At 55.1% G+C, this 14,129-nt stretch carries 13 protein-coding genes, 1 riboswitch and 1 other annotated feature; of the genes, 4 read left to right on the top strand and 9 right to left on the bottom strand.

From position 1 onward, the window contains the following. Window positions 1-45: 45 nt before the first annotated feature. The 5 genes from IC803_RS02710 to IC803_RS02690 form a co-directional block, all read right to left on the bottom strand. Entirely contained in the window at window positions 46-360 is a 315-nt protein-coding gene (locus IC803_RS02710) for a rhodanese-like domain-containing protein (protein ID WP_063164957.1), read from the bottom strand. A gap of 63 nt (window positions 361-423) precedes the next feature. Continuing rightward, window positions 424-2,841, bottom strand: coding sequence for a leucine--tRNA ligase (gene leuS / locus IC803_RS02705; RefSeq protein ID WP_081208082.1), 2,418 nt, complete (start codon window positions 2,839-2,841; stop codon window positions 424-426). Between the two features lie 76 nt (window positions 2,842-2,917). Then, window positions 2,918-3,141, bottom strand: a binding site (T-box leader). 84 nt (window positions 3,142-3,225) lie between these two features. Further along, window positions 3,226-4,425: an MDR family MFS transporter gene (locus IC803_RS02700; protein WP_081208080.1), complete on the bottom strand. Its 1,200-nt coding sequence runs from the start codon at window positions 4,423-4,425 to the stop codon at window positions 3,226-3,228. Window positions 4,426-4,556: 131 nt separating this feature from the next. After that, window positions 4,557-4,721 carry a hypothetical protein gene (locus IC803_RS02695; RefSeq protein WP_063164954.1) on the bottom strand — a complete coding sequence of 55 codons (165 nt, stop codon included), beginning with the start codon at window positions 4,719-4,721 and terminating at the stop codon, window positions 4,557-4,559. 90 nt (window positions 4,722-4,811) lie between these two features. After that, a complete protein-coding gene (locus IC803_RS02690) occupies window positions 4,812-5,075 on the bottom strand; it encodes a YtzC family protein (RefSeq protein ID WP_081208078.1) in 264 nt (87 codons plus the stop codon). Between the two features lie 154 nt (window positions 5,076-5,229). On the opposite strand from IC803_RS02690, the gene IC803_RS02685 reads away from it, so the two are divergent. Together IC803_RS02685 and IC803_RS02680 are read left to right on the top strand one after the other, a co-directional pair. Beyond that, window positions 5,230-6,189 carry a tRNA modification radical SAM protein MnmL/YtqA gene (locus tag IC803_RS02685; protein WP_081208076.1) on the top strand — a complete coding sequence of 320 codons (960 nt, stop codon included), beginning with the start codon at window positions 5,230-5,232 and terminating at the stop codon, window positions 6,187-6,189. After that, window positions 6,186-6,797, top strand: a complete 612-nt coding sequence (locus IC803_RS02680; protein WP_081208074.1) for a tRNA 5-(aminomethyl)-2-thiouridylate-methyltransferase MnmM — start codon at window positions 6,186-6,188, stop codon at window positions 6,795-6,797. Before IC803_RS02685 ends, IC803_RS02680 begins: the two co-directional genes overlap by 4 nt. A gap of 13 nt (window positions 6,798-6,810) precedes the next feature. Here IC803_RS02680 and IC803_RS02675 read toward each other — a convergent pair whose 3' ends face one another. Further along, entirely contained in the window at window positions 6,811-7,893 is a 1,083-nt protein-coding gene (locus tag IC803_RS02675) for a tetraprenyl-beta-curcumene synthase family protein (RefSeq protein ID WP_081208072.1), read from the bottom strand. Window positions 7,894-8,066: 173 nt separating this feature from the next. On the opposite strand from IC803_RS02675, the gene IC803_RS02670 reads away from it, so the two are divergent. After that, on the top strand, window positions 8,067-8,597 hold the full coding sequence (locus IC803_RS02670; protein ID WP_081208070.1) for a gamma carbonic anhydrase: 531 nt from the start codon (window positions 8,067-8,069) through the stop codon (window positions 8,595-8,597). Between the two features lie 184 nt (window positions 8,598-8,781). Here IC803_RS02670 and metK read toward each other — a convergent pair whose 3' ends face one another. Then, window positions 8,782-9,996, bottom strand: coding sequence for a methionine adenosyltransferase (metK, locus tag IC803_RS02665; protein ID WP_081208068.1), 1,215 nt, complete (start codon window positions 9,994-9,996; stop codon window positions 8,782-8,784). Window positions 9,997-10,117: 121 nt separating this feature from the next. Next, a riboswitch (SAM riboswitch) is annotated at window positions 10,118-10,232 on the bottom strand. Between the two features lie 185 nt (window positions 10,233-10,417). Between metK and pckA the strand changes: the two genes are divergently transcribed. Beyond that, window positions 10,418-12,004 carry a phosphoenolpyruvate carboxykinase (ATP) gene (gene pckA, locus IC803_RS02660; protein ID WP_081208066.1) on the top strand — a complete coding sequence of 529 codons (1,587 nt, stop codon included), beginning with the start codon at window positions 10,418-10,420 and terminating at the stop codon, window positions 12,002-12,004. A gap of 710 nt (window positions 12,005-12,714) precedes the next feature. Here pckA and IC803_RS02655 read toward each other — a convergent pair. Both IC803_RS02655 and IC803_RS02650 read right to left on the bottom strand, forming a co-directional pair. Continuing rightward, window positions 12,715-12,957 (bottom strand): DUF2584 domain-containing protein, encoded by a 243-nt coding sequence (locus tag IC803_RS02655; RefSeq protein ID WP_031407567.1) that lies wholly within the window; start codon window positions 12,955-12,957, stop codon window positions 12,715-12,717. A gap of 216 nt (window positions 12,958-13,173) precedes the next feature. Next, the gene (locus tag IC803_RS02650) at window positions 13,174-13,962 is read right to left on the bottom strand and encodes an alpha/beta hydrolase family protein (RefSeq protein WP_081208064.1); all 789 of its coding nucleotides are present in this window, start codon (window positions 13,960-13,962) and stop codon (window positions 13,174-13,176) included. Between the last annotated feature and the right edge of the window lie 167 nt (window positions 13,963-14,129).

Here is a 14,129-nt window from a genome sequence, read left to right as displayed (position 1 = left end):
GGGTGGAAGGCGGACAGTCATCATAACCGGGTGAAGGCGGGACAGTTATTGCTTCGGCACCGTTTCCCCTTCCCACTCGAGCATGCCGCCGGTCATGTTGCGGACGCGGTAGCCGAGCTCCTGCAAGTAATGGCAGACGTTTTCGCTCCGCCGCCCGGAGCGGCAGACGAAAATGTATTCTTCGTTTTTGTCCAGTTCATCCAATCGGTTCGGGATGTCGCCCATTTTGATATGTTTGGCGCCCGGAATCATGCCGAAGGCGACTTCCTCGTCTTCGCGCACATCGACAATGTTCAGCTTTTCACCGCGTTCAAGCTTTTCCTTCACCTCGGCCGGGGTGATCTCTTTGATTTCTTCCATCCAAGTTCGCTCCTTTCATCCGTATGAGGGGGCGGCAGCGAACCCGCCGCCCCACCTATCTCGTTAGTTGGCAACGATATTGACGAGCTTGCCGGGGACGGCGATCACTTTGCGCACCGTTTTGCCCTGAAGCTGCTCTTTGATTTTTTCATCGGCAAGCGCCCGTTCTTCGAGCGCCTCTTTCGCTAAGTCAGCCGGCACGTTGAGCTTCGCCCGCACTTTGCCATTGATTTGAACGACGATTTCCACGACGTCTTCGACCAGTTTCGCTTCGTCATACGCCGGCCACGATTCATAAGCGATCGTGCCCGTGTGGCCGAGCCTTTGCCAGAGCTCTTCGCCGATATGCGGGCAAACCGGCGATAAAAGCTTGACGAACCCTTCCATATATTCTTTTTTCATCTGCTCGGCTTTATACGCTTCGTTAATGAACACCATCAGCTGTGAGATGGCGGTGTTGAAGCGCAAGGCTTCGTAGTCTTCCGTCACTTTTTTCACCGTTTGATGATAGACGCGCTCGAGCGTGTCGTTCGCCGGCTCGTCGACGATGTTCGGGTTCAGTTCGCCATTTTCGGTGACAAACAGGCGCCAGACGCGATCCAAGAACCGGCGCGCTCCATCAAGCCCTTTCGTCGACCAGGCGATCGACGCTTCAAGCGGCCCCATGAACATTTCGTACAGCCGGAGCGTATCGGCGCCATGGCTTTCGACGATATCGTCCGGATTGACGACGTTGCCTTTTGATTTGCTCATTTTTTCGTTGTTTTCGCCTAAGATCATCCCTTGGTTAAACAGCTTTTGGAACGGCTCTTTCGTCGGCACGATCCCAAGGTCGTACAGCACTTTATGCCAGAAGCGGGCGTACAGCAAGTGCAACACCGCATGCTCCGCCCCGCCGATGTAGACGTCAACCGGCAGCCATTGTTTCAATTTTTCCGGATCGGCGAGCTGTTTGTCGTTATGCGGGTCGATGTAGCGCAAATAATACCAGCAGCTTCCCGCCCATTGCGGCATTGTGTTCGTTTCGCGCCGCCCTTTTTTGCCCGTTTTCGGGTCGACGACATTGACCCATTCTTCGATGTTGGCAAGCGGCGATTCGCCCGTTCCCGACGGACGGATTTCATCCGTTGTCGGCAAGACAAGCGGCAATTCTTCCTCCGGCACGGTCGTCATCGTTCCGTCTTCCCAATGGATGACCGGAATCGGCTCGCCCCAGTAGCGCTGACGGCTGAACAGCCAGTCGCGCAGCCGGTACGACACTTTTTTCCGCCCTTTGCCGTGCTCTTCAAGCCAAGCGATCATTTTGTCGATCGCTTCTTGTTTGTTCAAGCCGTTCAAAAACTCGGAGTTGATGTGCTCCCCGTCGCCGGTGTACGGCTCGTTTTCGACATTCCCGCCGGCCACGACTTCTTTGATCGGCAAATCGAAAGTTTTCGCAAACTCGTAGTCGCGCTCATCGTGCGCCGGGACGGCCATGATCGCCCCAGTGCCGTAGCCCATCAACACGTAGTCAGCGATCCAAATCGGAAGCCGAGCGCCGGTCACTGGATGGATGGCGTACGCACCGGTGAATACGCCCGTCTTTTCTTTCGCCAAATCGGTGCGCTCGAGATCGCTTTTGCTTTGCACTTCTTTCAAGTAGGCGTCAACGGCTTGTTTTTGCTCCGGCGTTGTAATTTTCTCAACGAGCGGATGCTCCGGCGCCAACACCGTGTACGTCGCGCCAAACAGCGTATCTGGCCGCGTCGTAAACACTGTAAACGACTCGTCATGACCGTCGACAGCAAACTCGATTTCCGCCCCTTCCGAGCGGCCGATCCAGTTGCGCTGCATCTCCTTGATGCTTTCTGGCCAGTCGAGCTCCTCTAAATCTTCGAGCAACCGATCAGCGTAGGCGGTAATTTTCAACATCCATTGCCGCATCGGCTTGCGGATGACCGGATGTCCGCCGCGTTCGCTCCGGCCGTTGATGACTTCCTCGTTTGCCAGCACCGTGCCGAGCGCCGGACACCAGTTGACCGGCACCTCGTCCATATAGGCAAGCCCTTTTTCGTACAGCTTCAAGAAAATCCATTGCGTCCATTTGTAATAGTTCGGGTCGGTCGTGTTAATTTCCCGATCCCAGTCGTAGGAAAAGCCGAGCGACTTAATTTGCCGGCGGAAATTGTCGATGTTTTTTTGCGTAAACTCAGCCGGGTCGTTGCCGGTATCAAGCGCATATTGCTCCGCCGGCAGCCCGAACGCGTCCCAGCCCATCGGGTGAAGGACGTTGTACCCTTGCATCCGCTTCATGCGCGCCAAAATGTCGGTCGCCGTATACCCTTCCGGATGGCCGACGTGCAAGCCGGCGCCGGACGGATACGGAAACATATCCAACACGTAAAACTTCGGTTTGTCGCTTTCATCCGGGGTGCGGAACGTCTTCTGCTCTTCCCAATAATTTTGCCATTTTTTCTCGATTTCGCGATGGTTGAAACTCATCGTCATACTCCTCCTATCGGTTTCTGCATTTGCATCATTGACGGAAATATGTATAAAAAAACCCCCCATCCCCATGAAAAGGGACGAGAGGCACACTTCCCGCGGTACCACCCTTTTTGGCGCGCCTATGGCGCACCCGCTTTGTTCCTTAACGCAGATTCACGGCCGGCGTTAGTAAGCAGCGCTGTTCGCGCCGGCAACTCCGAGGCGAGTTCGCGAGCCCGCTTCGGTTGACTCGCACCAGCCGTCAACTCTCTGCCGTCCGCCAGGCCCGCTACTGCTCCTCTTCACCGTTATTCGCTTTATTCACACGTTCCTTTGCGTTCGAAATGACAAATTTAATTATTATTTTAAAAAATTTGTCGATCGATTGCAAGTCGAAACCTATATCGTCGCCGCTGTTTTTTTCCCGGTCTTCTCTGCCGGCTTCGGCAGCCAGCGGTCGTACAACAGCGCCGCGGCGACCGCCAACAACGCAAACGCGACGAGCAGCCCAATGAGCGGCTTCATGCCCAAGGCGTCAGCAGCCCATCCGCCGATGACCGGTCCGATCATCCGTCCGGCCGTAGCCGTGCCGTTGACGATTCCTTGGTAAAATCCAGCCTTTCCTTGCGGCGCCAGCCCGCTCACGACCGCCGGAATCGCCGGCCAGACGATCATCTCGGCGATGGTGAGGACAACCATAGAGGCGACAAACTCACCGAACGAATCGGCACCAAACAGCATGGCAAACGAAACGGCGAAAATGGCAAACCCGATCACCATTTGCCGCTTCATCCCCGGCATGAAGCGGCGGATCACCCGCGACAGCACCGGCTGCGCCAAAACGATCAACGCGCCATTGATCGTCCAAAGCAAGCTGTATTGCTGGACCGGCAAATGAAGCTCCCGCGTATAAACGGCGATCGTCGTCGACCATTGCACATAGCTGATCCAGCACAACCCATAGCCGCCGCAAAGGAGAGCGAGCGCCCACCCGACGGCGCGGGATGGCGGTTTTTCCACTTCTGTGGATCGTTTTGTTCTCGGCGGGGGCAAAAGCGGGATGCGCCGCAATCCGGCCGTGACGATCACCAAAAACGCGGCATAGAGCAACAGATTGGCGAAAAACACGAACGAAAAGGAATAGGAGGCGACAACCCCCCCGAGCGCCGAACCGACGGCGACCCCGACATTTTGCGCCACATACAAGGCGTTGAACGCCCGCCGTCCCCCTTCCGGCCAAATCGCCCCTGCATACGCCGATGCCACCGGAAAAACGATGCCGCTGCCGATGCCAAGCAGCGCCAAAAACACCGCATAATGCGGCCAGCCGTACCAAACGCTCAAGCCGGCCGAGGCCGCCATCGTCAAGCAGGCCCCGGCAAGGAGGGAGCGAAACCCGCCGATCCGGTCAAACAACACACCGCCGACTAAGCTGCCGACGACGCTGCCGCCGGAGTTGAGCATCAGCACCGCGCCCGCCACCGCGAGCGGCCGGCCAAGCTGTTCGTGCAAATAAATCGTATTGAGCGGCCATAAAAACGACCCCCCTGTCACATTAAGCGCCATACCGACAAGCAGCCACCAAAGCGCACGGGGCATCGGTCATCATCCTTTGCTTCATTTCTTTCGGTTCCCAAACTAATTGTAGGGGGGAAAGGAGAAAAAAGCAATCAAAAACGTCATAATAAACAACGAGGGCGGCGTGATGCCCCCTCGTTGTTTAACATGCCTCACCCATTGCGCTGCTTGGAGCGGATCGGCTGGCCGCCCGTTTGTTCGTACTGCTTTTTCGCCAGTTTGACCGGATCGAAATCTTGGCCCAGTTCAAGATCGTTATTGTTTCGGCCGTTGCGCGTTTTTTGTTCCGGGTTCGTTTGTTTCAGACGTCGCTTCATGTCGTGTCCCTCCTCACTTCTGTTTCCCCGTCGTTCTTTGCCTTCCTTGTGGCGGGTGTGAATGGCCGGTGCTTTCACTTGCCGCTGCCTTTAGCGGTCAAGCAAGATCATTTCATTTTGCAGCTGCTCAAGCTGAAGCCGCATCCGGTGCAGCTGCTCACGCTGTTGGGCGTTGCAGCTTAACGCCAAGTGCGCCAAGTCGTTGACCGTTTGCTCGAGCATTTGCTGGGCGTTCGTATATTCGGTGATGTTGTAATGCTCTTGCTTTTGCGCTTCGGTATATTGTTCTTTCGCAAAGCGGATCACATCTTCACACCGCTGCAAAAACTCTTCGACCGATTGTCTTGTCGCCATGCGTTCACCCCTTTTCATGATGTTCGCTCATGTTTACTATGCGCCGCTGTCGTCATCCGTATCACGTCAATGATTGGCAGCGATCGCTTTTTGCCGCCATCCATGGTACAATGCAAGGATGACGGCATTTTTCAAAGCAAGGAGAGCGGTATTCATGCACGCAAACCCGTTTCCGTATACAAATGACCATAAACGGTATCATACGTGGAATTACCATTTGCGCCAGACGTTCGGGCATAAAGTGTTTAAAGTCGCGCTCGATGGCGGCTTTGACTGTCCAAACCGCGACGGGACGGTGGCATACGGCGGCTGTACGTTTTGCAGCGCCGCCGGGTCAGGCGATTTTGCCGGCAATCGGGCCGATGATTTAGTGACCCAATTTCATACGATCCGGGAGAAAATGCACCAAAAGTGGAAAGACGGCAAATATTTGGCGTACTTTCAAGCGTTCACGAACACGCACGCCCCGGTCGAGGTGCTGCGCGAAAAATACGAAACCGTGCTCAGCCTTGACGGCGTCGTCGGTCTGTCGATCGCCACGCGCCCTGACTGCCTGCCGGATGAAGTCGTCGATTATTTGGCCGAATTGAACGAACGGACGTATTTATGGGTCGAGCTCGGTTTGCAAACGATCCATGAGCGGACGGCGCAACTGATCAACCGGGCGCATGATTTCCACTGTTTTGTCGATGGCGTCCTAAAATTGCGCCGGCACCGCATCCGCGTCTGTGTTCATCTCATTAACGGCCTGCCGCTGGAGACGTATGACATGATGATGGAAACGGCCAAAACGGTCGCCGCCATGGATGTGCAAGGCATCAAAATCCATTTGCTTCATTTATTAAAAGGAACACCGATGGTGAAACAATACGAAAAAGGGCTCGTTACGTTTTTGTCGTTTGACGAATACGTCCGCCTTGTATGCGACCAGCTTGAAGTGCTGCCGCCGGAGATGGTCGTGCATCGCATCACCGGCGACGGGCCGATCGACTTGCTCATCGGGCCGATGTGGAGCGCCAATAAATGGGTAGTGTTAAACGCCATTGACGCTGAGCTTGAGCGGCGCAACAGCTATCAAGGAAAACGATACAAACAAGGGGTGGCGGCCCGATGACATTGATGAACATTTTGCCGTTTGCCCGCTTTTTGCTTGCTGGCGCGGTCACCGAAGGCAGTCTTGCCATCGATGCGACGGTCGGCAACGGCCATGACACCGTCTACCTTGCCGAACGCGTCGGCGATCGCGGGCATGTGTTCGGCTTTGACATCCAGCCGGAAGCAATCGGGGCGACGGCGGCCCGCCTTGCTGAACGCGGGCTGCACGGCCGGGTCACGTTATTCCAACAAAGCCATAGCGAGCTGCTCACAGCGCTTCCCCGTGATGTTCATGGCCGCATTGCCGGCGCCGTGTTCAACCTCGGCTATTTGCCGGGCGGCGATAAACAAATTGTCACCAAACCGGAATCGACGATTCAGGCGGTCGAACAGCTTCTTTCCGTCATGAAGCCGGGCGGTGTCATTGTTCTTGTCGTTTACCACGGCCACCCGGAAGGAAAAATCGAGCGCGACGCGCTGCTTGATTATGTGCGTTCGCTCGACCAGCAACACGTCCATGTGCTAAAATACGAATTTCTCAATCGGCGCAACGACCCGCCGTTTATTATCGCACTCGAAAAGCGACAGGTGGAGATCGCTCCCTTTCCTCGATCCATCCCCAAATAAAAAACGGCTGTCTTTATGAGAAAGACAGCCGTTTTTGTTTCTCTTGCCAAAAACGATACGCTTTTCCGTTCCAATAGAAAAACTGCGATGCCGCCCCGCCGGCGCGGACGAGCTGGCGCGCCAACCGGCGCAAGCCGCGCTGCTTTTTCACCTTGTCATCCGACAAATACAACCCAAGTAAGCCGCGGTGAATCAAACGGTGAAACTCGCCATGGGGCAGTTCGCCGACATGGCGGTCCGCTTCCTCAATAAAGTGGCAAAGCCGTTCGAGCAGCACCGTTTCATTCGGATAGTAAAAACAAAAGTTCAAATCGCCGCCTTCGCGGTCTTCTTCTTGATCGATCAAATAATCAAGCAAAATGTGCAGCCCTTGAATGTACGGAAAATAGCCGTCGCGCACTCGTTTCGCCATCTCCGGCGGCAGCGACTCGCCAAACGCATACGCCACAAGGCAAAAAATGCCGAGCGTCGAGCCGGAACAGGCGGAAAACTCGTACCATTCCATCGGCGGCAAGGCGTCTTTGTATTGGGCAAACCATCTTTCCAACCGCGGCACGCGCTCTTTTGTATCGACATGTTTATGTACTTGCAAATCGCAATAATATCCGGCCAGTTCATGCAAAAATGGAACGATCGTTTCGTAATGGCGCACGGTCTTGAGCACCTCTTGGCACGTGCGCACGAGCGCCGGCAAATAGCCGCCGTCTTCCTGCTCGCGGCGATGGCGGTAATAGTTGGACGGCTCGGCCCCAACCGTGAGCGCATCCGGCATCGAGTCGTGCAAGGCGCGAAAATCGAGCGGATCAAGCGAGGTGCTCCGGTCGCACAAATTATCTAAGTAATCGCTAATCGTCTGATACGCGACGATAAAGCGGATGCACGCTTCTAATTTCTCCCCCGCCAAAAGCGCCAAAATCGCACCGCCTTCACAATGGAACGTTTTCGACGCGATGCTCGCCAATGCTTGACGCCGCAATTCCGGGTCAGGGATTTGCTCCGCCCGCTGCTGCCAATAGGCAAGCTCGCGGTGGACAATGGGAAACACGTCGCGATAGACCATTTTCATTAACGCAATCGGATGTGTCGGGATTTTCAATGGGCTCACCTCGGGCGCAAAAAACCATGCTCTTTTCTCTCCTAGTATTGCCATCCATGCAACTGGGACAAACTGGTTTGGCTGCAGTCCGCTTCCTGTTGTTTACGAACCGCGGACAACTTTGTAAAATACAAATAGACAGACGATTTTGTACAAAGAAAGGAACGAAAGCGATGATTTATCCATACAAAGGAAAGACGCCGCACATTGCCCCATCCGCCTTTATCGCTGATTATGTGACGATCACCGGCGATGTCACCATCGGCGAGGAGACGAGCGTCTGGTTTAACACCGTCATCCGCGGCGACGTGGCGCCGACGATCATCGGCAACCGGGTCAATATTCAAGATAACTCAATTTTGCATCAAAGTCCAAACAATCCGCTCATCATTGAAGACGGCGTGACCGTCGGCCATCAAGTCATTTTGCATAGCGCCATCGTCCGGAAACACGCGCTCATCGGCATGGGCTCGATCGTTCTTGACCGCGCCGAAATCGGCGAAGGCGCGTTTATCGGCGCCGGCAGCTTAGTGCCGCCCGGCAAAAAAATCCCGCCGAACGTGCTCGCCCTCGGCCGACCGGCGAAAGTCGTCCGCGAGCTGACTGAAGACGATTTCCGTGAAATGGAACGCATCCGCCGCGAATACGTGGAAAAAGGGCAATATTACAAAGCGCTCCAGCAGCAACGTCCCATCGAGCCGTAACGAGCGGCTGGAATGTCAGGCGTTTCCCACCGCCCTTGGCAGCCGATTGCGAACGAACAGCCGAGGAATTGATCACGCAGCCGTTGCCATGCTGTCATGCTCACCTGACCAACCAATGCGAACGCAAGCCAAAAAGAAAAAGAGGGGACGGCCGGCGATTGCCGATCACCCCCTCTTTTTTTCGTTATTGTCCGTTCGCTAACGCCAACGCTTGCTCTTTCAGCACGGCCGCTTTATCGGTGCGTTCCCACGGCAAATCGACGTCCGTGCGCCCGAAATGGCCGTAAGCCGCCGTCTGTTTGTAAATCGGACGACGCAGGTCAAGCATTTTGATGATGCCGGCCGGACGAAGGTCGAAGTTGTTGCGCACGACTTCAATTAAAATGTCTTCCGACACTTTGCCGGTGCCGAACGTATCAATCGAAATCGAAACCGGACGGGCGACACCGATGGCGTAGGCGAGCTGCACTTCACACTTATCAGCAAGCCCGGCCGCGACAATGTTTTTCGCGACATAACGGGCCGCATATGCTGCCGAGCGGTCGACTTTCGTCGGGTCTTTGCCCGAGAACGCACCGCCGCCATGGCGGGCGTAACCGCCGTACGTGTCAACGATGATTTTCCGCCCTGTCAGCCCAGCGTCCCCTTGCGGACCGCCGATGACGAACCGGCCGGTCGGGTTGATGAAATAGTTCGTGTTCTCATCCAACAGCTCCGCTGGAACAACCGGCTTGATGACGTGTTCTTTCATATCGCGTTCGATTTGATCTTGCTCAATTTCCGGATGATGCTGCGTCGAAATGACAATCGTGTCGACGCGCACCGGTTTGCCGTCTTCATCGTATTCGATCGTCACTTGCGTTTTGCCGTCCGGACGCAAATACGGCAACACGTCCGTTTTGCGCACTTCGGCCAAGCGGCGCGCCAAGCGGTGGGCAAGCGAAATCGGGAGCGGCATCAGCTCTTCTGTTTCATTGCAGGCAAACCCAAACATAAGCCCTTGGTCGCCGGCACCGATCGCTTCAATTTCCTCATCAGTCATCTGACCTTCGCGCGCCTCGAGCGCCCGGTCCACCCCCATCGCGATATCCGGCGACTGCTCGTCAATTGACGTCAACACTGCGCACGTATCGGCATCAAATCCGTATTTTGCGCGCGTATAGCCGATCTCGCGGACCGTATCGCGGACGATGCGCGGAATATCGACGTACGTCGACGTGGTAATTTCCCCGCTGACAAGCACGAGACCTGTTGTCACGCTCGTTTCGCAAGCAACACGGGCGTTCGGATCTTTTTCCAAAATGGCATCCAAAATGGCATCGGAAATTTGATCGCAAATTTTATCCGGGTGTCCTTCGGTTACAGATTCTGAAGTAAACAAGCGGCGTTTGGCTGACATTCGGCTCATTTCCTCCTCTGGACGTAATATGGCGATACGGAACTCGTTTCCCTTCGCAATATAAAAAAACCTTTCCTGTCACGGTGAGGAAAGGTCATTGCAATCGGATTGCTTCCTTTCACTCTTATCGTTCAAGGACCACGCCTTGCCACAGGTTAGCACCATTTCACATATGTAAAATTGTGACGGTTGCTGGGTTTCATCGGGCCTGTCCCTCCACCGGCTCGGGATAAGAGTATCCGTTCAATGACTTATCTTATCGCAATGGAATAAGCAAAGTCAACCGCATAAATGAATTTTTTATTATCTGAAAAATAGGCAAAATAAGTTCGAAAAAACCTACACAATTAGTATGGACTATTAATAAAAATGTGTTATACTATTTTCAAGAGTGATTACAAAAAGAAGGCAGGTTGTGAACATGGGGATCGCAAACATGACAAATAAGCTTTCTTTGCTGCTGCAAAAACCGTACGTACATCATCAACTGTCGGTCGCTGAGCTCGTCGAAAAAGTGCTGCAACGAAACGAAGGACGGCTGACGCACACCGGCGCCGTCGCCGTCACGACCGGCAAGTACACGGGCCGGTCGCCGAAAGACAAATATATCGTGGAAGAACCGTCGACGAAACAGACCGTTGATTGGGGAGCGGTCAACCAGCCGATGTCACTGGAAACATTTGAAAAACTGTATGATAAAGTGCTCGATTATTTAATGAAGCAAGAGGAACTGTTCGTCTTTAAAGGCTTTGCCGGCGCCGATCCGAAAGTCCGGCTGCCGATTCAAGTCGTCAATGAATTCGCCTGGCACAACTTGTTCGTCCATCAGCTGTTCATCCGGCCGAGCGCCGAGGAGCTCGCCGCGCATGAGCCGCAATTTACCGTCATTTGCGCGCCGAACTTTAAGGCGGACCCGGCTGTGGACGGCACACGCTCGGAAGCGTTCATCATCATTTCCTTTGAACGCCGCGTCGTCCTAATCGGCGGGACGGAATACGCCGGCGAAATGAAAAAATCGATCTTCTCGGTGATGAACTATTTGCTGCCGGAACAAGGCATTCTGCCGATGCACTGCTCGGCCAACGTCGGCCAGGAAGGCGACGTCGCCCTCTTCTTCGGCTTGTCGGGAACAGGAAAAACGACGCTCTCGACCGACCCGAACCGCCGCTTGATCGGCGATGACGAGCACGGATGGTCAAGCCGCGGCATTTTCAACATTGAAGGCGGCTGCTATGCAAAGTGCATCAACCTCTCGCGCGAGAAAGAGCCGCAAATTTTTGACGCCATCGGCTTCGGCGCCGTGCTCGAAAACGTCGTTCTCGATGACGCGACGCGCGTGCCGAATTACGACGACGGCACGCTGACGGAAAACACGCGCGCCGCCTACCCGCTTCAAGCGATCCAAAACATCGTCGATCCAAGCGTCGCCGGCCACCCATCCACGATCGTGTTCTTGACGGCCGATGCGTTCGGCGTCCTGCCGCCGATCAGCAAGCTGACGCGCGAACAAGCGATGTACCATTTCTTAAGCGGCTACACAAGCAAACTCGCCGGCACCGAACGCGGCGTCACCGAACCGGAAGCGACATTCTCTACATGCTTTGGCGCACCGTTTTTGCCGCGCCCGGCCGTTGAGTACGCGGAAATGCTCGGACAAAAAATCGCTGAACACAACGTCCGCGTCTTTTTGGTCAACACCGGTTGGACAGGAGGGCCGTACGGCGTCGGCAGCCGCATGAAGCTCGCCTACACCCGCGCGATGGTGCAAGCCGCCGTCGAAGGAGAGCTTGACAACGTCGAAACGGTGCAAGACCCGATCTTCGGCCTCGCCATCCCAGCGCACGTCCCGGGCGTGCCTGACGACGTCTTGCGCCCGCAAAACACATGGGCCGACAAACAAGCGTACGAACAAAAAGCGAAAGAACTGGCGGAAAAATTCCGCGCCAACTTCCGAAAGTTCGCCCATATCGACCCGACGATCGAAAAACTCGGCGGACCGCTCGTATAACGAACCCCGGCCGGACAGGGAACGTTCCTGTTCGGCCGGGGGTTCTGTTTTCCCCTGCCGCTGAATGCAAGCATTTCCGTGCATTCAACCCCTCAAAACACCCAAACTCGATCAACCCCAACACTTCTTGGCCTCCATGGCCATTCGTTCTGCAAGGATTTGGACTTTCCACCTTATTCATGAGCGTGATCCACTGTTGTTTACGGTATTCGGTTTTGTCTCTATTCTGCTTTTTCATCAGCAATCAGGTGCCGTCATCGAAAAATCCGGAATGATCAGGAGAACCGGAAAGGAAGGGACACCGGGGCGATTGGATGAGCTCCCTCTGGAGATAAAGGAGTGTTGGGGTTCGATCCCTCATAGGTACGATAAAAACACAAAACGACGGTTTTTCTTGTCGCCGAGAATTTGTCCGTTTCAATCCCTCATAGGTACGATAAAAACCCAAACCATGCGGATAAAACGAAGATTTCCTCTCTAAACTGTTTTCAGAATAACACGTTTCAAAAATTCTGTCAATACTGTTCAGTTGTGATGGTTGTAGGATTTCGACTTCAAAAACCGTTGTCGTCGATCCCCCGGGGTTTTGGCACGATTGGAGGTCGACGACAATGTTTCATCCGTTTTCAAAAGTCGAACAGCAGTCCTTGACGGCGTCCAAAACCGAAGCGGGGCGTACTCTCCTTCGACCGCTTTTGCCGCCATTTCGGTCAATTCGTCGAATACAAGCTGACGAGCTCGTACGTCACCGTCGTCCGGTTGTCTTCCCATTCAAGCTTTTTCACGACGGCGATGCCGCTCGCTTCGCTTTGCAGCGTCCGGCGCACTTCAAGCGGCACGTCGAGCGGATATAAGCGGTAGCCTTCTTTTTTCAGCACAAACAAATTGCCTTGGACGCGCTGTTCGTTTCCTTTGGTCACAATGAGCGTCTGCAGCTCCATCGGCATGCCCATCATTTCCGACCTCCTTGATTTTGATCGATTCAAAGTCGCGGCCCGTTTGAGCCCTTCGTGACAGCGAGCCGATTCCCAGCAACGGCTCGGTTCGGATTCTTGTTCGCCGAACGATCGGCCGCTCCCTCTCCTGCCGGCCATGACCGCAAGCTCCCGACGATCAAACACCGAACCCCGCGAAAGCCGTTTCATTGGCCCGTTTCCTCCTCTATCGTATCACACGGTCGGCTGTTGTTTCATCCACTCCGCAAGCCTTTTCACCGTTTCACGGTTGGCGCGCGGGGGAAAATAGTGGGTGAACTCGGGAAAATACCATGCGGTCACTCGCTTGCCGAGCGCCTTCAGTCGCCGTTCGAGCCGCCGGGCGTGTTCGATCGAGACGTTTTCATCGCGCTCGCCGTGGATGATGAGCACCGGCGCGCGGAGCCGCTCGAGATGATAAAGCGGGGTTCGATGCCGATAGCGCTCCGGGCATTTGTTCGGCGTCCCGCCGATGACGCGCTTCATCATCCGCCGCAAATCCGGACGTTCCCAGTACGTCAGCGCCACATCCGTCACGCCGCCCCAAACCGCAGCCGAACAAACCCGTTCAGCGAGCATGGCGGCATGAAGCGCCATCGCCCCGCCGCGCGAGAAGCCAAACACGTGCACACGCCCCGGATGGACAAGCGGATGGCGGCGAAGAAGCTCAAATCCAGCGATGGCGTCATAGCGGTCATCGCCGACAAAATCTTCGTTCCCTTGCCCGCCGCCGTTGCCGCGATAGAGCGGGGCGAAGACGACAAAGCCGTGCGACGCGAATTGGATGAGGCGCGGCACCCGCACTTGCCCGACGTTTTTGATCCCGCCGCGCAAATACAAAAACCCGTCATACACCTTGTTTTGTTTCGGCGCAGCCAAAAATCCTTTCACCTTCAGACCTTGGGACATATAGGTGACAAAGAACACCTCGATGCCCGGATGCGGCGATGGAAATCGATAGTAGTCGATGACATCCCCGTCCATCGCTCTCTCTCCTTTCCACGCAAATTCCCCTCGTCCGAAAGCCGACGGGCGCGCAGAAAGCGGTCCGTCCGCCGCCCGTTCTCGGCCGAACGCCCATTTTTTCTAGGCATTCACACATTTTTTCACCCGCGCATACGATAAGGTGAAGCCAATGTTCACTACATGTG

Source organism: Geobacillus sp. 46C-IIa, assembly GCF_014679505.1.
In the GTDB taxonomy this organism is placed as follows: Bacteria; Bacillota; Bacilli; order Bacillales; family Anoxybacillaceae; genus Geobacillus.
This window is presented reverse-complemented; position numbering and strand designations above follow the sequence as displayed.

Bases quoted from the DNA above. Each gene is read 5' to 3' on its own strand.
- IC803_RS02710 (WP_063164957.1), bottom strand. From the start codon at position 360: ATGGAAGAAATCAAAGAGATCACCCCGGCCGAGGTGAAGGAAAAGCTT.
- leuS (WP_081208082.1), bottom strand. From the start codon at position 2,841: ATGAGTTTCAACCATCGCGAAATCGAGAAAAAATGGCAAAATTATTGG.
- IC803_RS02700 (WP_081208080.1), bottom strand. From the start codon at position 4,425: ATGCCCCGTGCGCTTTGGTGGCTGCTTGTCGGTATGGCGCTTAATGTG.
- IC803_RS02695 (WP_063164954.1), bottom strand. From the start codon at position 4,721: ATGAAGCGACGTCTGAAACAAACGAACCCGGAACAAAAAACGCGCAAC.
- IC803_RS02690 (WP_081208078.1), bottom strand. From the start codon at position 5,075: ATGGCGACAAGACAATCGGTCGAAGAGTTTTTGCAGCGGTGTGAAGAT.
- IC803_RS02685 (WP_081208076.1), top strand. From the start codon at position 5,230: ATGCACGCAAACCCGTTTCCGTATACAAATGACCATAAACGGTATCAT.
- IC803_RS02680 (WP_081208074.1), top strand. From the start codon at position 6,186: ATGACATTGATGAACATTTTGCCGTTTGCCCGCTTTTTGCTTGCTGGC.
- IC803_RS02670 (WP_081208070.1), top strand. From the start codon at position 8,067: ATGATTTATCCATACAAAGGAAAGACGCCGCACATTGCCCCATCCGCC.
- metK (WP_081208068.1), bottom strand. From the start codon at position 9,996: ATGTCAGCCAAACGCCGCTTGTTTACTTCAGAATCTGTAACCGAAGGA.
- pckA (WP_081208066.1), top strand. From the start codon at position 10,418: ATGGGGATCGCAAACATGACAAATAAGCTTTCTTTGCTGCTGCAAAAA.
- IC803_RS02655 (WP_031407567.1), bottom strand. From the start codon at position 12,957: ATGGGCATGCCGATGGAGCTGCAGACGCTCATTGTGACCAAAGGAAAC.
- IC803_RS02650 (WP_081208064.1), bottom strand. From the start codon at position 13,962: ATGGACGGGGATGTCATCGACTACTATCGATTTCCATCGCCGCATCCG.